This window comes from Bacteroides caecigallinarum, from assembly GCF_021531075.1.
GTDB classification, from domain to species: domain Bacteria; phylum Bacteroidota; class Bacteroidia; order Bacteroidales; family Bacteroidaceae; genus Phocaeicola; species Phocaeicola caecigallinarum_B.
On record NZ_JADYTJ010000018.1, the window covers coordinates 1 to 26,046 of the forward strand.

Annotated in this window: 27 protein-coding genes and 1 tRNA gene; 17 read left to right on the top strand and 11 right to left on the bottom strand. The window is 39.0% G+C overall.

Going from position 1 to position 26,046, the window contains the following annotated elements; all coding sequences use genetic code 11:
- Positions 1-85: 85 nt before the first annotated feature.
- From pssA to cmk, 5 genes are all read right to left on the bottom strand, one after another.
- A complete protein-coding gene (pssA, locus tag I6E11_RS06620) occupies positions 86-796 on the bottom strand; it encodes a CDP-diacylglycerol--serine O-phosphatidyltransferase (RefSeq protein ID WP_235337206.1) in 711 nt (236 codons plus the stop codon).
- Between the two features lie 9 nt (positions 797-805).
- Positions 806-1,492, bottom strand: a complete 687-nt coding sequence (locus I6E11_RS06625; protein WP_235337207.1) for a phosphatidylserine decarboxylase family protein — start codon at positions 1,490-1,492, stop codon at positions 806-808.
- A gap of 248 nt (positions 1,493-1,740) precedes the next feature.
- A complete protein-coding gene (gene pfkA, locus I6E11_RS06630) occupies positions 1,741-2,721 on the bottom strand; it encodes a 6-phosphofructokinase (RefSeq protein ID WP_235337209.1) in 981 nt (326 codons plus the stop codon).
- Positions 2,722-2,827: 106 nt separating this feature from the next.
- Complete coding sequence (locus I6E11_RS06635; protein ID WP_235337210.1) at positions 2,828-3,694, bottom strand: 4-hydroxy-3-methylbut-2-enyl diphosphate reductase; 867 nt, start codon at positions 3,692-3,694, stop codon at positions 2,828-2,830.
- Complete coding sequence (cmk, locus tag I6E11_RS06640; RefSeq protein WP_235337212.1) at positions 3,687-4,379, bottom strand: (d)CMP kinase; 693 nt, start codon at positions 4,377-4,379, stop codon at positions 3,687-3,689. The genes I6E11_RS06635 and cmk overlap by 8 nt, the downstream gene beginning before the upstream one ends.
- 193 nt (positions 4,380-4,572) lie before the next feature.
- Here cmk and I6E11_RS06645 point away from each other — a divergent pair, with 193 nt between their 5' ends.
- From I6E11_RS06645 to I6E11_RS06680, 8 genes are all read left to right on the top strand, one after another.
- A complete protein-coding gene (locus I6E11_RS06645) occupies positions 4,573-5,259 on the top strand; it encodes an energy transducer TonB (RefSeq protein ID WP_235337213.1) in 687 nt (228 codons plus the stop codon).
- 67 nt (positions 5,260-5,326) lie between these two features.
- Positions 5,327-6,310 (top strand): polyprenyl synthetase family protein, encoded by a 984-nt coding sequence (locus I6E11_RS06650; RefSeq protein ID WP_235337215.1) that lies wholly within the window; start codon positions 5,327-5,329, stop codon positions 6,308-6,310.
- On the top strand, positions 6,307-7,086 hold the full coding sequence (locus I6E11_RS06655; protein WP_235337217.1) for a TatD family hydrolase: 780 nt from the start codon (positions 6,307-6,309) through the stop codon (positions 7,084-7,086). The genes I6E11_RS06650 and I6E11_RS06655 overlap by 4 nt, the downstream gene beginning before the upstream one ends.
- A 158-nt stretch (positions 7,087-7,244) precedes the next feature.
- A tRNA-Ser gene (locus I6E11_RS06660) sits at positions 7,245-7,332 on the top strand.
- A gap of 80 nt (positions 7,333-7,412) precedes the next feature.
- Complete coding sequence (locus tag I6E11_RS06665; protein WP_154043203.1) at positions 7,413-8,168, top strand: MotA/TolQ/ExbB proton channel family protein; 756 nt, start codon at positions 7,413-7,415, stop codon at positions 8,166-8,168.
- 8 nt (positions 8,169-8,176) lie between these two features.
- Positions 8,177-8,644 (top strand): hypothetical protein, encoded by a 468-nt coding sequence (locus I6E11_RS06670; RefSeq protein ID WP_204404377.1) that lies wholly within the window; start codon positions 8,177-8,179, stop codon positions 8,642-8,644.
- 30 nt (positions 8,645-8,674) lie between these two features.
- Positions 8,675-9,265, top strand: coding sequence for an ExbD/TolR family protein (locus tag I6E11_RS06675; protein ID WP_204447124.1), 591 nt, complete (start codon positions 8,675-8,677; stop codon positions 9,263-9,265).
- A 2-nt stretch (positions 9,266-9,267) separates the two neighbouring features.
- The gene (locus I6E11_RS06680) at positions 9,268-9,732 is read left to right on the top strand and encodes an ExbD/TolR family protein (RefSeq protein ID WP_154043200.1); all 465 of its coding nucleotides are present in this window, start codon (positions 9,268-9,270) and stop codon (positions 9,730-9,732) included.
- Between the two features lie 60 nt (positions 9,733-9,792).
- Here the strand turns inward: I6E11_RS06680 and I6E11_RS06685 are convergent, their stop codons facing one another.
- The gene (locus tag I6E11_RS06685; RefSeq protein ID WP_235337218.1) at positions 9,793-10,326 is read right to left on the bottom strand and encodes a GNAT family N-acetyltransferase; all 534 of its coding nucleotides are present in this window, start codon (positions 10,324-10,326) and stop codon (positions 9,793-9,795) included.
- A 23-nt stretch (positions 10,327-10,349) separates the two neighbouring features.
- The gene (locus tag I6E11_RS06690; protein WP_394800110.1) at positions 10,350-11,639 is read right to left on the bottom strand and encodes a M64 family metallopeptidase; all 1,290 of its coding nucleotides are present in this window, start codon (positions 11,637-11,639) and stop codon (positions 10,350-10,352) included.
- 146 nt (positions 11,640-11,785) lie between these two features.
- Here I6E11_RS06690 and I6E11_RS06695 point away from each other — a divergent pair, with 146 nt between their 5' ends.
- A complete protein-coding gene (locus I6E11_RS06695) occupies positions 11,786-12,268 on the top strand; it encodes an Lrp/AsnC family transcriptional regulator (protein ID WP_235337221.1) in 483 nt (160 codons plus the stop codon).
- Between the two features lie 3 nt (positions 12,269-12,271).
- On the opposite strand, the gene I6E11_RS06700 is transcribed toward I6E11_RS06695, so the two are convergent.
- Both I6E11_RS06700 and I6E11_RS06705 read right to left on the bottom strand, forming a co-directional pair.
- Positions 12,272-12,760, bottom strand: coding sequence for a dihydrofolate reductase (locus tag I6E11_RS06700; protein ID WP_235337222.1), 489 nt, complete (start codon positions 12,758-12,760; stop codon positions 12,272-12,274).
- A 20-nt stretch (positions 12,761-12,780) separates the two neighbouring features.
- Complete coding sequence (locus I6E11_RS06705; RefSeq protein ID WP_235337224.1) at positions 12,781-13,575, bottom strand: thymidylate synthase; 795 nt, start codon at positions 13,573-13,575, stop codon at positions 12,781-12,783.
- An 89-nt stretch (positions 13,576-13,664) separates the two neighbouring features.
- On the opposite strand from I6E11_RS06705, the gene I6E11_RS06710 reads away from it, so the two are divergent.
- On the top strand, positions 13,665-15,098 hold the full coding sequence (locus tag I6E11_RS06710) for a methyltransferase RsmF C-terminal domain-like protein (protein WP_235337225.1): 1,434 nt from the start codon (positions 13,665-13,667) through the stop codon (positions 15,096-15,098).
- Here the strand turns inward: I6E11_RS06710 and I6E11_RS06715 are convergent.
- Positions 15,082-17,229 (bottom strand): DNA topoisomerase 3, encoded by a 2,148-nt coding sequence (locus tag I6E11_RS06715; protein ID WP_235337226.1) that lies wholly within the window; start codon positions 17,227-17,229, stop codon positions 15,082-15,084. The genes I6E11_RS06710 and I6E11_RS06715 overlap by 17 nt on opposite strands.
- A 754-nt stretch (positions 17,230-17,983) precedes the next feature.
- Between I6E11_RS06715 and I6E11_RS06720 the strand changes: the two genes are divergently transcribed.
- Together I6E11_RS06720 and I6E11_RS06725 are read left to right on the top strand one after the other, a co-directional pair.
- Entirely contained in the window at positions 17,984-18,496 is a 513-nt protein-coding gene (locus I6E11_RS06720; RefSeq protein WP_235337227.1) for a flavodoxin family protein, read from the top strand.
- Positions 18,484-19,089: a hypothetical protein gene (locus tag I6E11_RS06725; protein WP_235337228.1), complete on the top strand. Its 606-nt coding sequence runs from the start codon at positions 18,484-18,486 to the stop codon at positions 19,087-19,089. The genes I6E11_RS06720 and I6E11_RS06725 overlap by 13 nt, the downstream gene beginning before the upstream one ends.
- Before the next feature lie 46 nt (positions 19,090-19,135).
- On the opposite strand, the gene recQ is transcribed toward I6E11_RS06725, so the two are convergent.
- On the bottom strand, positions 19,136-20,947 hold the full coding sequence (recQ, locus tag I6E11_RS06730) for a DNA helicase RecQ (RefSeq protein ID WP_235337229.1): 1,812 nt from the start codon (positions 20,945-20,947) through the stop codon (positions 19,136-19,138).
- Positions 20,948-21,093: 146 nt separating this feature from the next.
- Between recQ and I6E11_RS06735 the strand changes: the two genes are divergently transcribed.
- The 5 genes from I6E11_RS06735 to I6E11_RS06755 are packed head-to-tail and all read left to right on the top strand — an operon-like array spanning position 21,094 to position 25,997.
- Positions 21,094-21,558: a helix-turn-helix domain-containing protein gene (locus I6E11_RS06735; protein ID WP_235337230.1), complete on the top strand. Its 465-nt coding sequence runs from the start codon at positions 21,094-21,096 to the stop codon at positions 21,556-21,558.
- The gene (locus tag I6E11_RS06740) at positions 21,545-23,509 is read left to right on the top strand and encodes a dipeptidyl-peptidase 3 family protein (protein ID WP_235337232.1); all 1,965 of its coding nucleotides are present in this window, start codon (positions 21,545-21,547) and stop codon (positions 23,507-23,509) included. The genes I6E11_RS06735 and I6E11_RS06740 overlap by 14 nt, the downstream gene beginning before the upstream one ends.
- Positions 23,510-23,518: 9 nt before the next feature.
- Positions 23,519-24,190 carry a DNA alkylation repair protein gene (locus tag I6E11_RS06745; RefSeq protein ID WP_235337233.1) on the top strand — a complete coding sequence of 224 codons (672 nt, stop codon included), beginning with the start codon at positions 23,519-23,521 and terminating at the stop codon, positions 24,188-24,190.
- A gap of 53 nt (positions 24,191-24,243) precedes the next feature.
- On the top strand, positions 24,244-24,702 hold the full coding sequence (locus tag I6E11_RS06750) for a Fur family transcriptional regulator (RefSeq protein ID WP_235337235.1): 459 nt from the start codon (positions 24,244-24,246) through the stop codon (positions 24,700-24,702).
- A gap of 23 nt (positions 24,703-24,725) precedes the next feature.
- Entirely contained in the window at positions 24,726-25,997 is a 1,272-nt protein-coding gene (locus tag I6E11_RS06755; RefSeq protein ID WP_235337237.1) for an adenylosuccinate synthase, read from the top strand.
- Positions 25,998-26,046: the final 49 nt, after the last annotated feature.

The window sequence follows — 26,046 nt, forward strand, 5'->3', positions numbered from 1 at the left end:
ATGAAAAATATTATACCTAAAATGTGAAACATAGTTATTGCTTTTTTCTAGTTATTAATACAATAACTGTGCCAAGTTTATTGTATTATGATTTTTTGTACGTAATGGCAGATAATATTATATACCATATTATAACTATAGTAATACCACTTAACCTGAAAAGAGTAAGCAATATAATACTTACTATAAGGAAAATGTATTTAATGCTATTGTATTTCCATGAAAGATTCTTGAACTTTAAGGAGAACATAGGCAATTCAGAAACAAGAAGCAATGACATTATTATTACTAATAATAATAGATATAATGCATTAAATTCTTCAAGTAAAATAGAATTCTCGTTTATGCATATAGCTAATGAACTCCAAAAAAGGGCATTGGCTGGTGTGGGCATACCAATGAATGAACTAGTCTGTCGTTCGTCTAAATTAAACTTGGCTAGTCTAAGTGCTGAAAAAACAGATATTAGAAATGCACAATACGGGATTAGTTTTGATATACCTAACATAAACTCTGGTATATTTACCTCTTTAAATAGGGAAAAAACTATTGCAGAAGGTGCGAGTCCAAATGTTATATTATCAGCTAATGAATCAAGCTCCTTTCCAATAGGGGAAGAAACCTTTAATAATCTAGCGGACATACCATCGAAGAAGTCAAATACAGCACCTAATACTATAAATAACATAGCATTTCTATAGTCGCCTAAAAAAGCCATGTACGATGCAATGCACCCACAGAATAGATTGCAACTTGTGATGCTGTTAGGGATATTTCTTATAATGATATTGGGCATATGTTTTTTTTATTTTAGTTTTGCTATCACAGTTTCATTTCCTGTTGTCTTTTGGTTCATTTTTACGCAAACCTCTGAATCTAAAGGTAAGTATACGTCAACTCTTGAACCGAATTTAATGAATCCCATATGTTCGTCTATATAGCATTCTTCTCCGGGAGTAGCATATGTAACTATTCTTCTTGCCACAGCTCCTGCTATCTGACGTGCCATAACAGTCTTACCCTCAGGAGTTTCAATTATTATTGTTGAACGTTCGTTTTCTGTGCTGGCTTTGGGTAGCCATGCTTTCATAAATCTTCCGCTATGATGTGCCACATGTTTTACTACGCCATCAACTGGATACCAGTTAGCATGTACGTTGGTGATATCCATAAAGATAGAAATCATTAATCTGCGGTCATGGAAATATTCGTGCTCATCAACTTCTTCTATTACAACAATTCTTCCATCTGCAGGTGCAACTACCGTTTTTTCAGTTTCACCTTTGTACAACCTGATAGGACAACGGAAAAAATTAACCATTAGCAGATATAATACAATACTTATTACAGCAACCACATAAAAAGGAATTTTATTATCTATGAGGAAGAAAAATGCTGAGTTAATCGCTATGAGTATTATTGCGCTTGTGATTAATATATTGGTACCCTCATGATGTATGCGGATTTTTTTCAATTTCTTTATTCTATTCATGGTGATTAATGTAAGTGTGTAAGTTTAAACATACAAAAGTAAGGGTATTTTAATTACTCTGCAAATAAAAATAATAGAAAAAACTATTTTAAGGTCATATTGTATATTTCTTCCGTTATATTTTTGTATTTGGGCTACAATTCTTAAATGTTTCCAAGTAATGTTGTGTTATTATATATATGTAAATAATCCCGGACATCCAATTATCTTATTGGCATATCCGGGATTATTTTTAGTTTATTCTTTTATCAGATTGATAATTCATTCAGTACATTCACCAGCTCACGGTCAATAGGCTTGTCATTCTTTATAGCCTTTGCGAATGGGACATATACAATTTTGTCATTTTCAATACCAATCATTACGTTTCTTTGTCCCTCCATAAGTGCTTGAATACTTGCTACTCCCATGCGGCTAGCTATAATTCTGTCGTGTGCTGTAGGTCTTCCTCCTCGTTGCAGGTGTCCCAATATCGTAACACGTACATCATACTGTGGGTATTCATTTTTTACGCGTTCTGCATAATGCATTGCCCCTCCTGTGATTTCACTTTCGGCAACCAATACTATAGAACTGCTCTTTGATTTACGGAACCCGTTTTTAATAAATTCTTCCAATTGGTCGACTTCTGTGTTAAATTCAGGGATAATAGCAGCTTCGGCTCCTGCTGCGATTGCTCCGTTTAACGCTAAGAAACCAGCATCTCGTCCCATAACTTCAACGAAAAACAAACGTTCGTGAGATGTTGCTGTATCTCTTATCTTGTCCACTGCGTCAAGTATGGTGTTCAATGCTGTATCGTAACCGATTGTTGTATCAGTTCCATAAAGGTCATTGTCTATTGTTCCAGGAAGACCTATACATGGAACATCAAATTCTTCTGCTAATAATCTTGCTCCAGTTAGGGAACCGTCACCACCAATTACTATCAAAGCATCTATGCCTTCGCGTACCATTGTTTCGTGGGCAATTTGACGTCCTTCCGGAGTTTTGAACTCCATACATCTTGCCGTTTTTAATATTGTACCGCCTAGTTGTATGATGTTACTTACATTTTGAGTCTTGAACTCTTGTATCTCTCCGGTGATAAGTCCTTTATATCCTCTATAAATACCTTTAACTTTTAATCCGTTGTAAATAGCAGCGCGAGTTACGGCGCGGATTGCTGCATTCATACCTGGAGCATCTCCTCCAGATGTAAGGATACCAACACATTTAATACTTGCCATATTGTTGAATATTATTAGTTTGTTTCGATGTTGCAAATTTACAAATTCCGTTGTTATGTTGTATTAAATCTATGTGTATTTTAAGTTAATATGGATTGTAAATTCTTTAGTCTTTATTCAGGATTACATTCTTGCATTTATCCATTAGCCATTTAGGAGTTGAGGTAGCCCCACAAATACCAATCGATCTTGCGTTTTGGAACCATTGCATATCTATATCTTCCGGTTTGTCAACCTGATATGTTCTTGGATTAATTTCTTTGCATTCGTGGAATAATATCTTACCATTCGAACTTTTTTGCCCGCATACAAACAAAATAACATCGTGCGCGGCTGCGAATTTCCTTATGTTAGGCATACGGTTCGCTACCTGTCTGCATATGGTGTCAAAGTACTGAAATGTTGCCGATGGTGAGATGTTCTCTTCTATGTAAGAAACTATTCTTCTGAATTCGTCAAGAGATTTCGTCGTTTGTGAATATAATCTAATATCTTTATTTAAATCTATTTTGTTAATCTCATCTATTTTTTCGATTACTATAGCTTCTCCATTAGTTTGTCCTACTAATCCAAGAACTTCGGCATGGCCGTTTTTACCATATATAACTATCTGTTTTTTCTTGTCCGTTTCCTCTGTCTTATATTCCTGCTTTATTCTCTTTTGCAGTCTTAGAACTACAGGACATGTGGCATCAATGATCTCGATGTTATTCTTTTCAGCTATTCTGTATGTCTCGGGTGGTTCGCCGTGAGCACGCAGTAGCACCTTGACGTTCTTTAATTTTGCGTATTCCTCATGGTTTATTGTTATCAGCCCAAGCTTTTTCAGACGTTCGCATTCCTGACCGTTATGTACAATATCGCCAAGGCAATACAGTGGAGTCCCTTTTGCCAGTTCTTCTTCCGCTTTTTTTATGGCTGTTGTTACACCGAAGCAAAATCCTGATTCATTATCTATTTCTATGTTATACATTGGCGGCTTTCAGAAATTCATTTTTTAACCAAGTTCTTTGTTCTTCTATAGACATGTTGCTGTTGTCCAGAGTTATTGCATCATCTGCTTTTTTCAGAGGACTAACTTCTCTGGTTTGGTCTATTCTGTCTCTTTCTTCTACATTTCTGAGTATGTCTTCGTAAGAAACGGATTGACCTTTAGCTGTCAATTCGTCATATCTTCTCTGGGCTCTGATTTCTGCCGATGCAGTTACAAAAATTTTTAATTCGGCATCCGGAAAAACGACAGTTCCTATATCTCGTCCATCCATTACTATGCCTTTGTTCTTTCCCATTTCCTGCTGTAGCCTTACCAGAGCTTCTCTCACGAAACCTAATGCGGCCACAATGCTAACTTTGGATGATACCTCCATAGTCCTGATTTTTGATTCAACATTCACTCCATTTAGATATGTTTCAGGCTTGGACGTATTGGGGTTTAAGCAGAATGAAACGTGAATATTATCAATTTGTTTTCTTAGTTCGTCTGTTTTTATATTTCCATCAGCGTTAAAGAGAGAGTTTTCTATACAATATAATGTAATAGCCCTATACATAGCACCGCTGTCTATATAGATATATCCAATTTCTCTGGCAAGATCTTTTGCCATTGTACTTTTCCCGCAAGAAGAGAAGCCGTCTATGGCTATGGTTATTTTTTTCATATGATGTGTATTTATATAATAATGTGTAATTATACTATTTGAAAGTCAAAGATAAAGAAAAGTTTTTACTGTTTTGTCCGCGTTTATAGAAATCTTTCCGTTTTAGTCTATTTTTGTCGTTTTGGTGTTGGTTTTTAAAATAAATGTGCTACATTTGCACTCAGAGAGTTATTAACAATTTATCAAATCATTTATGGAAGTTAAAAAATCGCCCAAAGCAGACCTCGAGGGTAAGAAATCCACGTGGATGCTGATTGGTTACGTGCTGATATTGGCAGCAGTGTTTGTGGCTTTCGAATGGACAGAACGCGACAAACAGGTGACTACCGATACTGGTGTCGTTGAACCGATTTTTGAGGAGGAAATGATTCCTATCACAGAAGAACCGGAGCAAAAGCAAGCACCTCCTCCACCAGAAGCTCCGAAAGTAGAAGAAGTAATTCAGATTGCAGAAAACGATGCGGATGTAGAAGAAACTACTATCAAATCTAGTGAAGAAGACAATACAGCCGTAGAAATCAAGTACATTGAACCTGTAGTTGAAGAAGAAGAACCTGTAGAAGAAGAAATCTTCATGGTTGTAGAACAAATGCCTGAATTCCCAGGTGGTATGGCAGAATTGATGAAATTCCTCGGACAGAACATCAAATATCCTACTATCGCTCAGGAAAACGGTATTCAGGGACGTGTAATCGTTCAGTTTGTCGTTAATCAGGACGGTTCTATCGTTGACCCTGTAGTTATGCGCTCTGTCGATCCATATCTTGACAAGGAAGCTCTTCGAGTTATCAGTACCATGCCAAAATGGAAACCAGGTATGCAGCGTGGTAAAGCTGTACGTGTAAAATATACAGTGCCTGTAACATTTAGATTGCAGTAATAACTTTATAACAATAATAAGGCTGTCCTTTGGGGCAGCCTTTTGTTTTTTCAAATACTAGAGCATTATGAAGCAGTACGAAGATAAAGAATTATTAGAGTATGTACAGAATTATATTGGACAATTGTCATATGTTCATGAACCGGAAAATCTGTATAAACCAATAGAATATGTACTAGGATTGGGTGGAAAGCGAATACGCCCGGTATTGATGCTTATGGCCTATAATCTTTACAAAGATGATGTGTCGGCTATTTACCAGCAGGCTGCAGCTTTGGAAACCTACCATAATTTCACTTTGCTTCACGACGATTTGATGGACAAAGCCGATATGAGAAGAAACAGGCCCACGGTTCATAAAAAATGGGATGAAAATACTGCCATATTATCAGGTGATGCAATGCTTATTCTATCATTTAAAATGATGATGGAATCGTGCCCAATGGAGTATGTTTCAGACGTAATGTCTACTTTTAGCAAGGCGGCACTTGAAGTCTGCGACGGTCAGCAATGGGATATGGATTTCGAAAAAAGACTAGATGTGAGTGTTGATGAATATATGAATATGATTCGTCTGAAGACTTCAGTACTTTTGGCTGCTTCTCTTAAGATAGGTGCTATATTAGGAGGAGCTACCAGTCAGGATGCCGATTTGCTTTATGATTTTGGTATTAAGATGGGACTTGCTTTCCAGCTTCAGGATGACTATCTTGATGTGTATGCCGATTCTTCTGTATTTGGAAAGAATATTGGAGGAGACATTTGTTCTAATAAAAAGACCTTTATGCTTATCACAGCTTTAGCGAAATCTTCGGAACAAGATAGGGTAGAACTCGAAAGGTGGATAAGTTTGGATGATTTTGTTGCAGACGAAAAAATAAAAGCTGTAACATCTATATATAATAAAGTGGGTGTGCCGGAAGTATGTATGGAAAAGATAAATGAACTATATACCGAAGGTTTGCAAATACTTGAAAAAGTGTCTGTAGATGATGCTTTGAAAAATATATTAAGAAACTTTACCGGAAAATTAACGAATCGAGTATTATGATAGGACTTATAGATACCCATACCCATCTTTTCTGTGAAGAGTTCGATGATGATAGAGGACTTGCAGTCATAAGAGCCAAGGAAGCTGGAGTGACCCGACTGTTTATGCCCAATATAGATGATACAACTATAGATCCTTTATTGTCCTTATGTGATACCACACAAGGATGTTATCCCTTGATGGGCTTCCATCCCACTTCAGTAGATGCCGACTGGAAAAACAGGCTTGCTAAAGTAGAGACTGTGTTGCGTTCTGGGAAAACTTTTTACGGGATAGGTGAGGTTGGCCTTGATTTATATTGGGATAAGACTTATGCCGAGGAACAGAAAACAGTTTTCAGAACACAAATAGAATGGGCTTTAGAGTTTAATCTTCCACTTATTGTCCATTGTAGAAATGCGCATGATGATTTGATTGAGGTTATGTCCCCATATGTAAATACTCCACTTAGAGGTATTTTCCATAGTTTTGGAGGAACTCTTCAGGAAGCGAGCCAGCTGTTGGCTTTCAAGAATTTTATGTTGGGGATAAACGGAATAGTGACTTTTAAGAAAAGCACATTACCTGAAGTAGTCAGTCATTTGCCACTTGACAGGATTGTTCTTGAAACAGATTCGCCGTACTTGGCTCCAGTTCCATATAGGGGAGGTAGAAATGAAAGTGCCTATATATTGTCGATTGCAGCCAAACTTGCAGAGGTATTTGATACGACAATTGATGATATAGCACGTATTACTACTACAAATGCATTAAAAGTCTTCCAAAATGCCGATTAAAGTCTTTAAATAATATTAATTTTATGACTTATCGAAAACTTTTTCTGCATTTAGGCTATGTAAGAAAAAAAAAAAGAATACATTTGTGACTGAAAAAGGACAAAAGAGTACCGATTACGGATAAAATTAAATATGTAAGAAGGGAAAAATGATGTTGAGGAGAGGTGCTCGAGTGGTTGAAGAGGCACGCCTGGAAAGCGTGTATACGCCAAAAGCGTATCACGGGTTCGAATCCCGTTCTCTCCGCGATAGTCAAAGAGAAAAAATAACAAATAAGAATAAACAATAAACTATTAATTAATTAATCTTAAAAAATTAGACACACAATGAAAAAGTTATTTGCAATTCTTGCAGTAATGGGAGTTCTCTCATTCGGAATGACTCAGTCTGTTATCGCACAGGACGCTCCTGCGGCAACTGAAACAGTAGTAGTTGAAGAAGGTGGTATGCACAAAGAACTTAAGACTAAGTTCATCGAAGGTGACGCTGGTTTCATGTCTTTGGTTGCTATCGCATTGGTACTTGGTTTGGCTTTCTGTATCGAACGTATCATTTACTTGAGCCTTGCTGAAGTTGACACTAAGAAATTGATGGCAAAACTTGAAGAAGCTTTGGAAAAAGGTGATGTAGAAGGTGCAAAAACTATCTGCCGTAACACTCGCGGACCTGTTGCCTCTATCTGCTATCAGGGATTGATGAGAGTTGACGAAGGTTTGGATGTTGTTGAACGTTCTGTAGTTTCTTACGGTGGTGTTCAGGCTGGTTACCTTGAAAAAGGATGCTCTTGGATTACATTGTTTATCGCGATGGCTCCGTCACTCGGATTCTTGGGTACTGTGATTGGTATGGTCATGGCGTTCGACCAAATCCAGATGGCAGGTGATATTTCTCCGACAGTCGTAGCAGGTGGTATGAAAGTGGCCTTGATTACTACTATCTTCGGTCTTATCGTAGCTTTGATTCTTCAAACTTTCTACAACTACATCTTGTCTAAGATTGAAGCTATCACAAGCCAGATGGAAGACTCTTCAATCACTTTGCTTGATATGATTATGAAGTACAACTTGAAATACAAAAAATAATAAGAACGATGACTAAATTATCATATAAAGTATCTTACTACGTATTCTATGTCTGCGTAGCACTTATCTTGGTGGTACTTGGCATGTTCTACGGTGTAGGATACAGCGAAACAAACGCAGCAGGTTTGACAGAACCTGCCAATACTCCGGCTTTGATGTATTTAATGTACGGATTGTTTGCATTATGCGTGGCTGTGACTATCATAGCAGCGGTTATCCAATTCGGTGCCGCACTAAAGGATGACCCAAAAGCTGCATTGAAATCATTCTTGGGATTTATTCTTTTGGTAGTTCTACTAATCGTAACTTATAATATGGGTTCTGACGAAACCGTAGTTTTAGGTGGTGGCGTAACCTATGACAATAAGTTCTTGATTAAGGTTACTGATATGTTCTTGTATTCAACCTATGTACTGCTCGTAATAGCAGCAATAGGTACTTTGCTGAATTTATTAGGCGTATTCAAGAAAAGATAAAGTTTTAATTTTATTGTAAGATAAAAATATATGGCAAAAACAAAAAGAAAAGTGCCAGGAATCAATGCAAGTTCCACGGCCGATATTTCTTTTATGTTGCTTATTTTCTTCCTTATAACGACATCAATGGACACCGACCGTGGTTTGGCAAGGCGTCTGCCCCCACCACCGGAAAGTGAAGAACAAAAAGATGACATTATCATTAAGGAAAGAAACATTCTCCAGGTTAAACTTAACAAAGATGACAATTTGATGGTTAACGGAGAAGTTGGTTTTGACATAAGACAACTTAAAGACAAAGCAAAAGAATTCATTGCCAATCCGAATGATGACCCTAATATGCCGGAAAAGCATAGAAAGAATCTACCATTCTTTGGCGATGTTATGATAACTGAAAAGCATGTAATTTCTGTACAGAACGACGTTGGTACAAGCTATGATGTTTATATCCAGGTTCAGAACGAATTGGTAGCTGCTTATAATGAATTGCGTAACGAATTAGCGATGTCACAATTCGGCAAATCATTTGCAGACTGTTCAGAAGAACAAAAAGAAGCTATCATAGATTACTATCCACAGAAGATATCTGAAGCAGAACCTAAAAAATATGGAGGAAAATAATAATGGGAAAGTTTAATAAAACAGGTAAGCGAGAAATGCCGGAGTTGAATACTTCGTCTCTGCCTGACCTTATTTTTACCATTTTGTTCTTCTTCATGATTGTGACTACTCTTCGTGAGGTTACATTAAAGGTTCAATTTAGGGTTCCACAGGCAACAGAATTGGAAAAGCTTGAAAAGAAGTCATTGGTTTCCTTCATCTACATAGGCAAACCGTTACCTGAGTTCCAAAAGAAAATGGGTACTACAGACCGTATCCAGCTGAACGATAAATTCTCTGAATCAAACGAAGTTCAAGATTACATTTATCAGGAACGTGAAAACATGAAAGAAGAGGACAAACCTTTCATGACAGTATCACTGAAAGTTGACGCAAAAACTAAGATGGGTATTGTACAGGAGGTTAAACAAGCACTTCGTCAGGCATACGCTTTGAAGATCAACTATTCTGCAACACAGCGTCAGTAATAGTAAATTGATAGACATAAAAAAAGAGTTACCTTATCGGGTAACTCTTTTTTTATGTTGTTAAATGGTGGAATAGACTTTACTATATATCTCAGACTTGATTTTTTCAAAATATGTATCAATAGATTCCGTACCTGTAAACATTATATGCATAGGTATCGAAGTTCCATTTGCTCTGTATGGAGGCTGCATATATGACTTTGAGCATAAGTTGAAACCATTCCTTTCATAAAAGCCAATGCGCCTTTTGCTTAATTCATCTTCAGGAAGTTCTACTTCAAGGACTATTGTGCTACCTTTAAAGTCATTTAATAACGTCTGCATAATAGACTTTCCATATCCTTTGTTTCTTACGTCAGGTGCTGTGGCCAAATGTTCCACGTAGTAAAAACCGTCAAGTTTCCAAAGTGTAATCAGTCCCACAAGTATATCACCATCTGTTATCAGATATGCTGTAAATGAAGAATTGTTGTCTGTATAATGTCTTTGCATATCGTCATCCCTTCTCTCATCTTCAGGAAAGGATATATGCAACAAGTTTTCTACAAATGTATATCTAGAATCCGCAGTGTTTATTGGTATAAATTTAATCATAAAAGTAGTATTTAAATTATTAATTATTTTACGTAGAAATCAATAAGGCGTTGTAATGCACGCTGGCAAACGGGGCAAAATGCTTTAGCTTCATTTGTACGCATTCTGCAGTCCGGCGTAGGTCTGTATATTCCTTTCATGCTATATCCAGCTCCCTGATAGACACCTATTTCTGTTGTAGATTTATTATTGCTTTTGGTAACCTTGGTAGGAATAGCAGTATTATCGATATCAATCATGTCTTTCCATTTACTTTCAAAATCTACCAATGTGCTGATATTTTGTTCCCACGGTTCAATGTCGTACGGGTACAGTGGACTTGGAGCCTCTGTATAAGCATATTCATCTGCCAGCCCCCCAAAACTGTGTCCAAACTCATGTACCACTACCGGTTCAAACATACTGTGGTGTGCTGTTGTAAGTGTAAATGAGTTATAAATGCCACCACCCCCATAAGTATCGGTATTAGCCAGGATAATAATATGTTCGTACTGTATTCCAGCAAGTAGGTCATGTATGTCGTTTACACTGCTTGATGTAAGATATCTGTCAGAATAGAATGTATCGAAATGCGAACTGACTGCCGTTGATTTCCAAATCTTCTCTCTAGGTATACTGACACCGCTGTCATTTGATTCGCTGGCAACAGCTATTACATTAAAATGTTTCTTGTTTTCTTTGAACGGAGAGTGGCTGAAAATGGCATTGCAAGCTTTGGTAGCATCTTTATAGAACATTTCAATGTCAGATTTTGAATATCCTTCTGCCATTATTACAACGTCTATACATTTATCCGCCGGACCATTTCCCATTAGATATCTGTGTGGAGTGATATTACTTTTCCCAATTTCCTTTATTAAAATATCATCAGGTTTTACAGTATGCGAAAAAAAAGTCGATACTTCACGCCTTGCATTAAAAAGTTCAACGGTAACCACCGCTTCCTTTTTTGGGAAAGGCATTAGGAATGTATTTTCATATCCTTTACTCAGGTATTCAGACTCAGCCTCTCCCAGCCATTCCTGGAATAAACTTGAGAATGAAGTTGTATAAATAACCATTCCAGATTGTTTGTCTGTCATTGTTATTCGTCCGTTTCCATCCAGAGGAAGTTCATTCAGATGAGTTCTTCTGCCTGCCCAGCCGTCAAAAGATTTAAGTTCGTCCAATACTACAAGCTGATTTTTTTTATTGCCGGTGAACAAATAGTCAGCCCTAAGTGTTTTATTTGAAAAGAAGATGTCAAACTCCTGGCCTGATGCCGAAGTATACATTGTCAATCCTAAAAAAAATGATAGAAATGCCTTTGTCATAATAATTAGAGTCTGAATTTATTTATAATATATAAAAAAATAAAGTATCTGTCACAAAGATAATTAAATCTAGAATAAATATAAGAACTTTATTATATATAGTTTGAATAAAAATACTACCTTTGTATAAATTAAAATTTTAGGAAATGGGACGTCAACAGTTAGACAGTTTGGATGAAAAGATTCTGCGTATGATAGCAGAAAATGCACGTATTCCTTTTTTGGAGGTTGCTAGGGCTTGCAATGTTTCTGGTGCAGCGATACATCAGAGAATTCAGAAACTCAATTATCTTGGAATATTGAAAGGTTCTGAATTTATTATTGATCCGGAAAAGATTGGATATGAGACTTGTGCTTATATCGGTTTGTATTTGAAAGATCCGGCTCAGTTCGATACGGTGACAGAAGAATTGAAAAAGATTCCAGAAGTGGTGGAATGTCATTTCACTACAGGCCAGTATGACATGTTCATAAAAATTTATGCAAAGAACAATCATCATCTTCTAAGCATTATTCATGACAAACTACAGCCATTGGGATTGTCTCGTTCTGAAACTATTATATCATTCCATGAGGCAATCAAACGCCAGATGCCTATAGCTGATCTGGCGAATGATGATGATGAATAAACTTTATTTTATACGTTCATAATCACAAAAACAATATGAGTAGAGATGCTTTTCATCCGTTGAATGGCATTCTCTACTTTTTTCTTGCCATATTTCTTGTGATATTTCAGGGAAGAAAGCATCTGCCTCTTTTTCACAGTCGTCTATTTCCGTAATGTACAGACGATCGGCAACGGGCATTGCTTCTTTGTATAGGCTTGCTCCACCTATGATAAACACCTCAATTTCGCCTTTGCAAGCTTCCAATGCTTCTTCAAGGCTATGGAAACATTCAGCACCAGGGAACGTAATGTCCTGGCTGCTCAAGACAATATTTCTTCTGTTAGGCAATGCACCCTTAGGTAGAGATTCAAAAGTCTTTCGGCCCATTATTATGGTATGTCCTGTAGTAAGTGTCTTAAATCTTTTCAGGTCGTTTGGAAGCCAGTACAGAAGTTCGTTCTTATATCCTATACCGTTATTCTTGTTTATAGCTACAATAATCGAAATCATAAAAATCAGTCCGTTAATAATTATACAGAAACCTTGCCGGCAATGTGTGGCCAGGGATCATAGTTTTCTAGTTGGAAGTCCTCGTATTTGAAACTGAAAATATCCTTTACGTCAGGATTGATTTTCATTACAGGAAGGGGACGGGGTGTTCTTGTCAACTGTAAGTCTACCTGTTCCAGATGGTTGAGGTAAATATGAGCATCTCCCAAAGTATGTATGAAATCGCCCGCTTTCAGTCCTGTCACCTGCGCCATCATCTGCAGCAGAAGAGCATACGAAGCTATATTGAACGGCACTCCCAGGAATGTATCCGCACTTCTCTGATACATCTGCAGACTCAGACGTCCGTCAGCTACATAGAACTGGAAAAACATGTGGCATGGAGGTAGATTCATATTGTCAAGGTCGGCCACATTCCATGCATTTACGATGATACGTCTTGAGTCAGGATTATTCTTTATCATATCCACAGCCTCCGAAATCTGGTCGATAAACTTACCGTCGTAAGTAGGCCACGAACGCCACTGATAGCCATAGATATGTCCCAAATTACCATCCTCGTCTGCCCATTCATTCCAGATTCTTACACCGTTTTCCTGAAGATACTTCACATTGGTGTCACCTTTCAGGAACCAAAGAAGTTCGTGGATAATTGATTTAAGATGAAGTTTCTTTGTTGTAACGAGTGGAAAACCATCTTCAAGGTTGAAACGCATCTGATGCCCGAACACACTGATAGTACCAGTTCCGGTACGGTCGTCTTTCTTTACGCCCTCAGTCTTTATGCGTTGAAGTAAGTCTAAATATTGCTTCATGAGTTTATGAGTTTTATTTGATGGCAAAGTTAATCAAAAAATATTATGAAAAACATTACCTTTGCAGATATTAATATATACTGTAAAATATGAATTTCCCCGTTTCATTTATATCACGAACAGTAGCCCTGATGGGCGAGGAAAACTGCAAAGCTCTTTGCGAAGCGATGCAGAAAGAAACACCGGTAAGCATACGAATCAACGGAGCGAAAACCGTACAGGAGCCTGACGATGCACAGCTTATTCCGTGGACAACTGATGGATATTACCTGTCGGTACGTCCCACATTTACGTTCGACCCACTGTTTCATGCCGGTAGCTATTATGTTCAGGAAGCATCATCCATGTTTCTCGAGAGAGCTTTGAGCCAGTATGTAGAATCGCCGGTTATTGCCCTCGATCTCTGCGCCGCTCCGGGAGGAAAGTCCACACTGCTCCGTTCATTATTACCCGGAGGAAGTCTGCTTATTGCCAATGAAGTGATGCGCAACCGTTCGCAGATACTTGCCGAAAACATAGTTAAATGGGGAAATTCTGAAGTGATAGTAACCAATAATGACCCTTCGGACTTCACACCATTGGAATCACTTTTTGACGTAATTCTGACAGACGTTCCATGTTCCGGCGAAGGAATGTTCCGTAAAGACGAAGTGGCTGTAGATGAGTGGAGTCCAGCCAACGTAGGATTATGCTGGGAACGTCAGCGCAGAATACTCCGTGATATATGGCCTTGCCTTAAGCCCGGAGGACTGCTGATTTACAGCACATGTACATTCAACCGTGAAGAAAACGAAGACAACGTAGCTTGGATAGCAAGCGAACTTGGTGCGGAGGTACTTCCTGTAGAAACAAACGAGGAATGGAATATAACAGGCAACCTTGCCGGATATGATTTTCCGGTCTATCGTTTCCTGCCGCACAGAACTATCGGTGAAGGACTCTTCATGGCTGTACTCCGCAAGAACGGTACACCGGACGAAGAATATGATATCCTGTCCGACTGCAATCCGAAAAAGAGCGGCAAGAAAAACAACAAGAAGCAGGACAAGAAACAAAACACCCTGACCATAACCAACGAAATAAAATCATGGATATGCAGTGGCGAAGATTTTGAATTCTTCATAGACGGAACTATAGCCATAGCCAAGTCGCAAAGACTGAGCAGTCTAGAAAACCTTCTGAAAGACAAGGGAAACAATATCCGAATACTTCATCGCGGAATTACTCTTGCCGAGAATAAAGGCAAAGACTGGCAGCCACATCACTCGCTAGCCATGAGTACAAGCCTCAACAAAGAGAGTTTTCCGCAGGCTGAGTTGAGTTATGAACAGGCAATAGCATACCTCAGGAAAGAAGCAGTTACTCTAGATGCTTCAGTACCTAAAGGATATGTACTTGTGACATACCGCAACACACCTCTGGGTTTTGTAAAGAACATAGGAAACCGTGCGAACAATCTCTATCCACAGGAATGGAGAATACGCAGCGGATATATGCCCGACGAGGTCAGAACGGTTTTCTGAAACCACAACCGTTCTTCCATTCCGAACAACCGTATGCAGTTTTACCCTTTATGATGGTACCCTTACCGCATAAAGGGCAAATCTTGCCAACTATATCGTCAGCAACGGCTTGCGGTTCGTTTGCTTTTTTCTCAGTTTTCGGAGTAGCTTTCTTGCGTGGCGTCTTTGCTGCAGCCGATTTCGCGGCCGCATCTTTTCCGGTGGAGCTTTTCTTTGCAGCAGCCTTCACATCCTCCTCCGAAGTTACTGTCACACGGCGGTTGCTCGTATCTCTTATCACGCTGTATACTATCTCCGTAACCATCTGTTTCAGCTCGCTGATAAATGTAGCAGCATCATAGCTTCTCTTTTCAATCTCGCGAAGTTTCTTTTCCCAGATACCTGTCAGCTCCGCAGATTTCAGCAATTCCTCATGGATAAGCTGTATCAGTTCCACCCCTGTAGGTGTAGCTATAAGATTCTTTTTTTCCTTTCGGATATATCTTCGTTTGAACAAAGTCTCGATTATGGCAGCTCGCGTAGAAGGACGGCCTATACCGTTTTCCTTCATTGCATCGCGCAGTTCATCGTTCTCCACCAACTTACCGGCAGTTTCCATCGCTCGGAGTAGGGTAGCCTCTGTGTAAGGACGTGGCGGCTGTGTCCACTTTTCGAATAGTGAAGGATAGTGCGGTCCGCTTTCGCCTTTCGTAAATGCAGGCAGAGTTTTTTCTTCGTCATTTTCCTTCGTATCATCCTGCTGTTCTTTAGAGAACACCACTCTCCATCCCTGTTCCAGGATTTGCTTTCCCGTCACCTTGAATTCAATGGAATCCGCTTCACCTATCACCGTAGTGGTAGAGAACTTACAGTCCGGATAGAACACGGCTATGAAACGCCTTGCAATAAGGTCGTAAACCGTTTTCTCCATATTCGTAAGCTCACGCGGCTGCACACCCGTTGGGATAATGGCATGGTGGTCCGTAACTTTTGAATTGTCGAATACCTTTTTCGATTTTATCAGCTGTTTGCCCGCCAGAGGAGCCGTATACACGGCATAATCCTTCAGACCTTCAAGAATCTTAGGACACTTGGGATATATATCGTCACTCAGGAAAGTAGTATCCACACGCGGATAAGTAGCTACCTTCTTTTCGTAAAGCGATTGGATAAGCTGTAAAGTCATGTCGGCAGAATAACCGAACTTCTTGTTACACTCCACCTGAAGCGAAGTAAGGTCGAAAAGCCTTGGCGGAGCCTCAGTACCTTTCTTCGATGAAATGTCAGTAATGGTAAACGGAGCGTTCTTTATGCGTTCCAGCAATTGTTCGCCCGTAGCCTGGTCAGTGATAGGCGGAATACCCCTGTTTGCATCTTCTTTAGCCGGAGTTTTCTTCTTCAGTTGCGGATTTTCCTTTTCAGCAGCAGCCTCTTCAGCAAGTTCCTCGTCACTCTTGCGCACTATGGCAGAGAATACAGTATCCCTATACGAAGTTTTCAACTCCCAATACTGTTTAGGTACGAAATTTTCTATCTCCTGCTGCCTTTTCACGATAAGAGCCAGTGTAGGAGTCTGCACGCGTCCTATAGACAAAACCTGCTTGTTCTGTCCATACTTAAGGGTATAAAGTCGTGTGGCATTCATCCCTAAAGTCCAGTCACCTATAGCACGGCTGAGTCCGGCCTCATACAAAGGCTGGAATTCCGACTGGTCCTTCAGATTTGCAAATCCCTCTCTGATGGCCTCTTCCGTAAGCGACGAAATCCACAGACGCTTTACCGGACATTTCGCCCCGGCCTTCTGCATCACCCATCGCTGTATCAGTTCCCCTTCTTGTCCGGCATCACCGCAGTTTATAATCATGTCAGCCTTCTGCATCAACGATTCTATTATCTTGAACTGCTTTTCTATTCCTGAATCGTTTATCAGCTTTATCCCGAAGCGTGGCGGTATCATAGGCAGGCTTGCCAGCGACCACGATTTCCACTGCGGAGTATATTCGTGCGGCTCTTTCAGCGTACACAGGTGTCCGAATGTCCATGTCACCTGATATCCGTTCCCTTCTATGAAACCATCCTTCTTGTTGTGTGCGCCAAGCACTTCCGCTATATCTCTTGCCACACTGGGCTTTTCGGCTATGCAAACTATCATTCTCTGTCAGTATATTCTTTATAAAATCGTTAATGTCATGCAATTTTCGTGATTTTTTCCGATATAACCAAATAAATGTGGTATTTATAGGGATTGAGAAAACAGGGTACAGCTTACATTAAATAATGAAAATTGAAAAATCCAAAGAAATAAATCGGCTGATTTTTAAATTTTCCAAAGAAATAATTGATTTTACTGTAGCAGATATCGAAAGAATCAAAGCATGAAACAAGGCTTTTTTATAATTTTCGACTATGCTAATTTTGGTGCTGACAATTGTCGGCAGCATTGCCCACTATAGTCGGCAGCATTACTGACAATGGTCGGCAGCTCTGCCCACTATAGTCGGCACCAAAAAATGTGCCGTTGTTTTCAGTCTTTTTTGTCTGCTTGTTCGAATATATGATATTAAACAGTATTTAAATAGCGTTTAAACACTGTTTAAATGATTTTCAAAATGTTTGCAAAGGCTTTGCAAAAGGTTTGCAAGGGATGGGGAACAGTTATATTTTATAGCAACCGGATAGTGGGCTTTCTGAAGGTCTATGAAACAGATAAAAAGCAAGGAGCTAACTTTAAAAATCGCTCCTGTTTCTCCATCAACTACATGGTGGCCGAGATTGATAGTACAAAAACACATACTTTTTGCCGCTTTTCCAGGATTTTAATATAATCCACATTTTCTTCCACCGTAAACATTTCCTTATAAACATTTGTTTTTATGTTCAGAAACCAGAATAACAAATGTAAATCTATGAAACTGATAATGAGTGACAGACCCATTAATGTAGAGATAGGGGGGAATAAAGATATAAAATACATAGACTTATCGTCGATGAAGATTTCCAATTGTGTGGGATGCTTCGGATGTTGGACTAAAACACCGGGCAAGTGTGTAATCAGAGACGATGCTACCAAAGTATATCCATTTATAGCGGAAAGCAGTTCTGTGATATACGTAAGCCATATAAAATATGGCGGTTACGACTCAGTGATGAAAACAATGCTTGAGAGAGCTATCCCGATACAACAGGCTTTTATACGTATACACCGGGGAGAGACTCACCACGTGCAACGCAATGTGACAACAAAGGATGCTACAATAATAGCGTATGGTGATACTGACAAAGAAGAACAAGAGATATTCCACAGGCTTGTGGAACGCAATACGCGAAACATGAACATTGGGAAATATGAGATAATATTTGTAACGGAACAGGACGTGGAGAAAACTGTTCAAAATGAATTGAAGAAATGGGAAAAATAATGATTCTTAACGGCAGTCCGCGTGCCCCGAAATCGAATTCGAAAAAGTATTCGGAGATTTTCATGAAATACAGCAGACTGCAATGTGATTATTTCAACATAACTAGGTCGAACCATATGGAGATTATTGCTGAGATGGAGAAATACCAGGATGTCATTATAGTGTTTCCACTGTATGCCGATTCTCTTCCGGTAGGTTTGCTGAACTTTCTGAAAAATTTGGAAAACAATCTTCCGGCGCAAAGACCTGTTATTTCAATACTGATTAACTGCGGATTTTTGGAATATGAGCAGAATAGTGTGGCTGTAAGCATGATAAGATATTTCTGTAGACGCAATAATTTCACTATTGGCTCGACACTTATGCTGGGCAGTGGAGAGGCAATTCTTGGTACTCCATTCAGATATATAGCTGTAAGGGCAATAAAAAGATTGTCGGAATCTGTTAATAAAGGAAACTACCAAAATATAACAGCTACAATGCCACTCCCAAAATGGTTGTTTAAGATGGCGGCCCGTTCATATTGGATTCGTTACGGGAAGAAATTCGGAGTAAGTGAAAAAGAAATGCAGCGCCTTGAAATAGAGGTCTGACAAAAACGCATAGCCAATAAACAGACTGTAATTGTCTGTTTATCGGCTATTTCTGTGCATTAATATATAGTTTTATTGCTTCTACAAAATCTCGTCCGTATTTTTTCTTTTTATATTCGCTTAGTCCGGGGATATCGTCCAGACTTTGAATGTCGACAGGTTTCTTGTCGCATAGTGATAGCAAAGTGCTGTCCGACATTACTATGTATGGAGGTATGGCTTCCTGTTCTGCCAGTTTTAGCCTTAATAAACGTAGAGTTTCGAAAAGAGAAACTTCGTGTTCGTTTTCTTTCGAATCATCTTTAGGGGAAATGTTTGTTATGACATGACTGTACTGTTTGTGCGTAGTGTCTTCTTTTATTACAACTAATTGGGCTTTTTGTTTTCCGTATAGAACTTTATGCCCCAAATCTGTTATTTTAAGATGGTTATTCTCGTTATAGGCTATTTCCAGATATCCGGAATTGAGCATTTGCAGTATATAGTTTTGCCAGTGGCGGGATGGTATTTCCCTTCCTATTCCGAATGTCTTTATTTTATCATATTCCTTTTCTGCTATTTCTTGGGTATAATTGCCGCGTAGTATTTCTATTAGTGTACTGGTGGCTATTTGTTGGTCCGTACGGGCAATAGCACTGAGAGCTTTCTGTATAATTATTGTTCCGTCAAATCTTTCAGGAGGATTACGACATACGTCGCAGTTGCCGCAGTCGTGGTCTGTAGTTTCTCCGAAATAACTCAAAAGTATTCTTCTGCGGCATATGTTTGCTTCTGCATATTGCTGCATTCTGTTTAGCTTTTCGATATTGATTTCTTTTTGATTGCTCTCTTCCGCAAATTTTGTAAGTTGAATCATGTCGCCTAAGGAGTAGAATAGGATGGTGTCACTTTTTATTCCGTCTCTCCCTGCACGGCCTATCTCCTGATAGAAACTTTCTATACTTTTTGGCAAATTGTAGTGTATTACCCATCTGACGTTCGACTTGTCTATTCCCATTCCGAAGGCTACTGTAGCGCATACTATCTGTACACGGTCATTGATGAAATCGTCCTGTGCCTTTTCACGCTCAGAATTTGAAAGCCCTGCATGATATACTGTGGTGTCGAAACCTTCGTCGGCAAGAAGTTCTGCTACTTTCTCTGTGGTCTTTCTGCTCATGCAGTATATTATTCCGCTTTCATTTTCGTGTTTTTCTATGAACCTTTTTATTATTCTGATTTTTTCTTTTTGCTGATAACCTTTCTTTACATCAAGACTAAGATTTGGACGATCGAACGACGAAATGAATATTTCAGGTTCCCTCATTTTAAGTTGTTTCATTATGTCCTGACGTGTAATCTTGTCTGCCGTTGCAGTAAGGGCTATAATTGGTATGTTGGGGAATTGTTTCCGAAGTATATCCAGTTGTGTATATTCGGGACGGAAATCGTGTCCCCACTGTGATATACAGTGTGCTTCGTCGATTGCAAACAGTGAGATTTTTATGTCCTTCAGAAGATAGTTGGATTCTGCCAAAATCCTTTCGGGGGATATATATAGCAGTTTCACTTTCCCTTGCAGACACTCCATGCGTATTGATGTGTTTTCGGTGTCAGTGTTCATGCTGTTTATGGCACGTGCAGTTATACCATTGGCCTGTAATGCTTCTACCTGATCTTTCATCAATGAAATGAGTGGTGAAACCACTATGGCTGTACCTTCCATCATGAGTGACGGGATTTGGTAGCATAAGGATTTGCCTCCACCTGTGGGCATCAGTACGAGTGTATCCTTTTTATTGAGTATGTTTGTAATTATTTCTTTCTGCAGAGGACGGAAACTTGTGTATCCGAAGTATGTTTTTAGGATATTGAGCATTTCTTTATTATAATTTTAGGGATGCAAAGATAATATAGATGCCTGAATAGACAGAAAAAACATTGACAAAGATTTTGTGGTCTGAAAAAAAACTTACAAATTTGTGTTATAAAAACAGTAAACCAGACTAAAAGAATAAAGCACAAATGGAAAATAAGCATGAATTAATCAATAATGAAAATGAAGTACAAGTGAAGATGCCATATAATCTCAGGGAAAAGAAGATTAAGTCGGCACCCTATAGAGATCTTATCAGAACAGAATTGGCAGATGAACTTTATGACAAAATATATGAGCTGGTTGTAACACAAAAAAGATACAAACAGCCTAATTTTTCAGCAAGTGATTTGGCTAAAATGTTGAAAACTAATACCAGATATCTTTCGGCTGTGGTTAATTCAAAATTCAAGATGAATTTTTCGTGCTTGCTCAACGAGTACAGAATACGCGATGCAAAGCATATGCTTACAAATAAGAAATATGTAGGCAAAAATATTGAAGAAATAAGTGCCATGTCCGGATTTGCTAACCGTCAGTCTTTCTATGCTGCTTTTTATAGAATTGTAGGTATTACTCCAAGTGAATACAGAAAAAAACATGAAAACATCTGATGACAATTTTAGCTATTCTGTAGATAAGTTTGCTGATCTGCAGATATTAAGATATAAAGTACAAGGCTTTGACTCTTTAACACTTAAACAGAAAGAACTTATATATTACCTTTCGGAAGCTGCATTGCATGGACGTGATATATTGTTCGACCAGAATGGGAAATATAATTTAAAAATACGTCGCATGCTGGAAGCCGTTTATATGGGCTATGATGGTGACCGTACTGATACTGAATTTCAGGCATTGGAAGTCTATCTGAAACGCGTGTGGTTCTCAAGCGGAATACATCATCACTATTCTACCGATAAGTTTTTGCCTGGCTTTACGGTAGATTTCTTGCTTAATGCAGTTATGTCTTTGGATAAATCTATGTTGCCATTGTCCGAAGGTGAGACTGTTGCAGGGTTGTGTAATAAATTGTTTCCTGTGATATTTGATCCTGAGATAATGCCTAAACGTGTAAATCAGGCCGACGGTGAAGATTTGTTGCTTACTTCGGCATCTAATTATTACGTAGGTGTTACCCAGCAGGAAGCAGAGAATTTCTATTCAGCAATGAAATCATCCGAAGATGAGACTCCTGTAATGTATGGTATGAATAGCCGTCTGGAAAAGAAAAATGGCGAAATAACCGAAGTGGTTTGGAAACTTGACGGTGAATATGGCAAGGCTATCAGCAAAATAGTGTATTGGCTTGAAAAAGCTATGTGTGTGGCAGAAAATCCGAAACAGAAGGAAGTAATAGCGTTACTTATTGAATTTTACCGCACCGGGGATTTGAATATATTTGATGAGTATTCCATTTGTTGGCTTAAGGATACTGAATCTCGTATAGATTTTGTTAATGGATTTATTGAAAGTTATGGCGACCCTCTTGGCATGAAAGCCAGTTGGGAGTCTATCGTAAACTTCAAGGATCTGGAATCTACACACCGTACAGAAGTGTTGAGCAGCAATGCACAGTGGTTTGAAGATCACTCGCCTGTTTCTTCATCGTTTAAAAAATCCGAAGTAAAGGGAGTTTCCGCAAAGGTGATTACTGCGGCTATACTTGCCGGCGACCTTTATCCGGCCAGTGCCATAGGTATCAATCTTCCTAATTCTAACTGGATTCGCAGTGTGCATGGCTCCAAATCTGTGACAATAGGCAATCTGACTGATGCATACAACAAGGCTGCAAAAGGTAATGGCTTCAGAGACGAGTTTGTTTACGGTGAATATGAAAAGGAACTGCTTGATAAATATGCCGATATAACAGGAGATCTTCATACAGACCTTCACGAATGTCTTGGTCATGGCTCGGGTAAATTACTTCCAGGGGTTGATCCGGATGCTTTAAAAGCTTATGGCGCCACTATCGAGGAAGCACGTGCTGATTTGTTCGGACTTTATTATATACCGGATGCAAAGATGGTGGAGTTGGGACTTACTCCTGACAGTGAGGCTTATAAGGCTGAATACTATTCATATATGATGAACGGGCTGCTTACACAGCTTGTAAGGATTGAACCGGGCTGCTGCATTGAAGAATCACATATGCGTAACCGTCAGCTGATAGCTGCATGGGCTTTGGAGCACGGAGCGGAAGATGGGGTAGTGGACCTCGTTGTAAAGGATGGAAAGACTTATGTTGTGATAAACGATTACGAAAAGCTGCGTTCTCTGTTTGGACAATTGCTCGCTGAAATTCAGAGAATAAAGAGTGAAGGTGATTATGAAGCTGCACGCTCATTGGTTGAAAAATATGCAGTGAAAGTTAATCCTGCATTGCATTCTGAAATTCTTGAGAGGTACAGAGCTCTCAATCTGGCACCATACAAGGGATTTATTAATCCGGTGTATAGTGCAGTTACCGATGATGAAAATAATATTACTGATATAAATATAGATTATAGCGAAGGATATACAGAACAGATGCTTCGTTATAGTCGTGACTATTCTAATCTTTGATTTAATAACATGAATGACGTACAAGAAACAATAAAAGACATAAAATCGAAATTCCGCCTGTTTATGAACGGTGTCATCTCGCAGAGCATGCGTGAAAAAGGGATGGACTATAAGTTGAATTTCGGAATAGAATACTCCCGCATCAAGGAGATTTCTGCCGGATATGAGAAGAACCATGAGTTGGCTCAGGCCTTATGGAAAGAGAATATCCGCGAATGCAAGATTATGGCCACATTGTTACAGCCTTCTGATTCTTTCTGTAAGGAAATAGCCGAAATCTGGATTGAGGATATGAAATATCCTGAATTGGCTGAGTATACAGTCATGAATCTTTTGCAGCATACTGATTTTGCTTCCGAGGTGGTGTTCCAATGGATTGCCGACGAACGTGTGTATTTCCAGTTTTGTGGCTATATGCTGATTACTCGTCTGTTTATGAAAGGCATGAAACTGAATGAACGTGCCGAGGCTGAGTTTATGGATCAGGCTTTTACTGAAATTGAAGGCAATGAGCCTATGGTAAAGAAGGCTGCTGCAACTGCACTTAAGAAGTTTGCTGCCCAGTCTAAGGAAAATGCAAAAATGATAGGCCGACAGTTGGGGCTTTTAAGTAAATCTGCCAATCCGGATTTGAAGCTTTATATCGACGAAATAAAATATGATATAGAATATTGCATTTAGTTTTCCTGGATTGAGTAAAATATATTAACTTTGACGGCTGAAGATATTTTTTAATGGCAGATAGAATAAAAGATACAGTAAAACAGGTACTCACAGAGTATCTTCAAAAGAACGGACATCGGAAGACGCCCGAGCGATATGCTATACTAGATTCTATATATTCTATAAAGGGGCACTTTAATATCGAGACTCTTTTACAGTACATGGAAGAGAAAGAAAAGTTCCGTGTCAGTCGTGCTACCTTGTATAATACCATTATTCTCCTCATAGATGCCGGTCTGGTAATCAAACATCAATTCGGAAATACATCCCAGTATGAACGTTCGTACAATAATGAAACTCATCATCACATGATATGTACTGTGTGTGGAAAGGTTTCCGAGTTCGAGGATGAAAATCTGAAGCAGGCCATTGTGCAAAGTAAATTGAAAGGTTTCCAGGCTACACATTATTCGCTATATATTTACGGATTGTGCAATAAATGTGTGGCAAAACGAAAAAAGAATAAATAAAAACTATTTTAAATATAACTATCATGAAAGTAGATGTCTTGTTAGGTTTACAGTGGGGCGACGAAGGAAAAGGTAAAGTTGTCGATGTTTTGACTCCACGTTATGATGTAGTTGCGCGTTTTCAGGGTGGTCCAAACGCAGGTCATACTCTGGAATTTGAAGGACAGAAGTATGTTCTCCGTTCTATTCCGTCAGGAATTTTCCAGGGCGACAAAGTAAATATTATCGGTAATGGTGTGGTACTTGATCCAGCATTGTTCAAGGCAGAGGCAGAGGCTCTTGAAGCTAGTGGACATCCTTTAAAGGAACGTTTGCACATTTCCAAGAAAGCGCATCTTATATTGCCTACACATCGTATTCTGGATGCTGCATACGAAGCTGCAAAGGGTGCATCAAAAGTTGGTACCACAGGTAAAGGTATCGGTCCTACATATACAGACAAAGTTAGCCGTAACGGTTTGCGTGTAGGCGATATATTGAATAATTTCGAAACTAAATATGCCGCAGCAAAAGCTCGTCACGAACAGATCCTGAAGAGTCTTAATTATGAATATGACATCACTGAACTGGAAAAGCAGTGGATGGAAGGAATTGAATACCTCCGTCAGTTCAACCTTGTAGATAGCGAGCATGAAATAAATAATCTCCTTAAAGAAGGCAAGAGCGTACTTTGTGAAGGTGCTCAGGGAACTATGCTTGACGTTGACTTTGGTTCTTATCCGTTTGTTACTTCTTCTAATACTATTTGTGCAGGTGCTTGTACTGGTCTTGGACTTGGCCCAAACAAAATTGGTGAAGTTTACGGTATTATGAAAGCTTACTGTACACGCGTAGGTTCTGGTCCTTTCCCAACTGAATTATTTGATGAAACAGGAAAGAAAATCCGTGATTTGGGTCATGAATATGGTGCAGTTACAGGTCGTGAACGTCGTTGTGGATGGATTGACCTTGTTGCTTTGCGTTACTCTATCATGGTCAATGGTGTTACACAGCTTATCCTTATGAAGAGCGATGTTCTTGATGGATTTGAAACAATCAAGGCTTGTGTAGCTTATAAGGTGAATGGCGAAGAAATAGACTACTTCCCATACGATATCAACGAAGGTGTAGAACCTGTTTATGTTGAGATGCCGGGATGGAAAACAGATATGACTAAGATGACAAGTGAAGATGAATTCCCTGAAGAATTCAATGCTTACATCTCGTTCCTTGAAGAACAGCTTGGTACTCCTATCAAGATTGTTTCTGTAGGTCCTGACCGTGCACAGACTATCGAAAGATATACAGAAGAATAATTTTCGAGATTATAGTTTTTTGAGCCGTCGGTTTCCATAACGGAATGGA

Bases quoted from the DNA above. Each gene is read 5' to 3' on its own strand.
- I6E11_RS06700 (WP_235337222.1), bottom strand. From the start codon at position 12,760: ATGATTTCGATTATTGTAGCTATAAACAAGAATAACGGTATAGGATAT.
- I6E11_RS06710 (WP_235337225.1), top strand. From the start codon at position 13,665: ATGAATTTCCCCGTTTCATTTATATCACGAACAGTAGCCCTGATGGGC.
- I6E11_RS06655 (WP_235337217.1), top strand. From the start codon at position 6,307: ATGATAGGACTTATAGATACCCATACCCATCTTTTCTGTGAAGAGTTC.
- I6E11_RS06690 (WP_394800110.1), bottom strand. From the start codon at position 11,639: ATGACAAAGGCATTTCTATCATTTTTTTTAGGATTGACAATGTATACT.
- I6E11_RS06665 (WP_154043203.1), top strand. From the start codon at position 7,413: ATGAAAAAGTTATTTGCAATTCTTGCAGTAATGGGAGTTCTCTCATTC.
- I6E11_RS06750 (WP_235337235.1), top strand. From the start codon at position 24,244: ATGGCAGATAGAATAAAAGATACAGTAAAACAGGTACTCACAGAGTAT.
- I6E11_RS06720 (WP_235337227.1), top strand. From the start codon at position 17,984: ATGAAACTGATAATGAGTGACAGACCCATTAATGTAGAGATAGGGGGG.
- I6E11_RS06740 (WP_235337232.1), top strand. From the start codon at position 21,545: ATGAAAACATCTGATGACAATTTTAGCTATTCTGTAGATAAGTTTGCT.
- I6E11_RS06745 (WP_235337233.1), top strand. From the start codon at position 23,519: ATGAATGACGTACAAGAAACAATAAAAGACATAAAATCGAAATTCCGC.
- I6E11_RS06670 (WP_204404377.1), top strand. From the start codon at position 8,177: ATGACTAAATTATCATATAAAGTATCTTACTACGTATTCTATGTCTGC.
- I6E11_RS06680 (WP_154043200.1), top strand. From the start codon at position 9,268: ATGGGAAAGTTTAATAAAACAGGTAAGCGAGAAATGCCGGAGTTGAAT.
- cmk (WP_235337212.1), bottom strand. From the start codon at position 4,379: ATGAAAAAAATAACCATAGCCATAGACGGCTTCTCTTCTTGCGGGAAA.
- I6E11_RS06625 (WP_235337207.1), bottom strand. From the start codon at position 1,492: ATGAATAGAATAAAGAAATTGAAAAAAATCCGCATACATCATGAGGGT.
- I6E11_RS06715 (WP_235337226.1), bottom strand. From the start codon at position 17,229: ATGATAGTTTGCATAGCCGAAAAGCCCAGTGTGGCAAGAGATATAGCG.
- I6E11_RS06735 (WP_235337230.1), top strand. From the start codon at position 21,094: ATGGAAAATAAGCATGAATTAATCAATAATGAAAATGAAGTACAAGTG.
- I6E11_RS06755 (WP_235337237.1), top strand. From the start codon at position 24,726: ATGAAAGTAGATGTCTTGTTAGGTTTACAGTGGGGCGACGAAGGAAAA.
- I6E11_RS06645 (WP_235337213.1), top strand. From the start codon at position 4,573: ATGGAAGTTAAAAAATCGCCCAAAGCAGACCTCGAGGGTAAGAAATCC.
- pssA (WP_235337206.1), bottom strand. From the start codon at position 796: ATGCCCAATATCATTATAAGAAATATCCCTAACAGCATCACAAGTTGC.
- I6E11_RS06675 (WP_204447124.1), top strand. From the start codon at position 8,675: ATGGCAAAAACAAAAAGAAAAGTGCCAGGAATCAATGCAAGTTCCACG.
- I6E11_RS06650 (WP_235337215.1), top strand. From the start codon at position 5,327: ATGAAGCAGTACGAAGATAAAGAATTATTAGAGTATGTACAGAATTAT.
- I6E11_RS06685 (WP_235337218.1), bottom strand. From the start codon at position 10,326: ATGATTAAATTTATACCAATAAACACTGCGGATTCTAGATATACATTT.
- I6E11_RS06695 (WP_235337221.1), top strand. From the start codon at position 11,786: ATGGGACGTCAACAGTTAGACAGTTTGGATGAAAAGATTCTGCGTATG.
- pfkA (WP_235337209.1), bottom strand. From the start codon at position 2,721: ATGGCAAGTATTAAATGTGTTGGTATCCTTACATCTGGAGGAGATGCT.
- I6E11_RS06705 (WP_235337224.1), bottom strand. From the start codon at position 13,575: ATGAAGCAATATTTAGACTTACTTCAACGCATAAAGACTGAGGGCGTA.
- recQ (WP_235337229.1), bottom strand. From the start codon at position 20,947: ATGCTCAATATCCTAAAAACATACTTCGGATACACAAGTTTCCGTCCT.
- I6E11_RS06635 (WP_235337210.1), bottom strand. From the start codon at position 3,694: ATGTATAACATAGAAATAGATAATGAATCAGGATTTTGCTTCGGTGTA.
- I6E11_RS06725 (WP_235337228.1), top strand. From the start codon at position 18,484: ATGGGAAAAATAATGATTCTTAACGGCAGTCCGCGTGCCCCGAAATCG.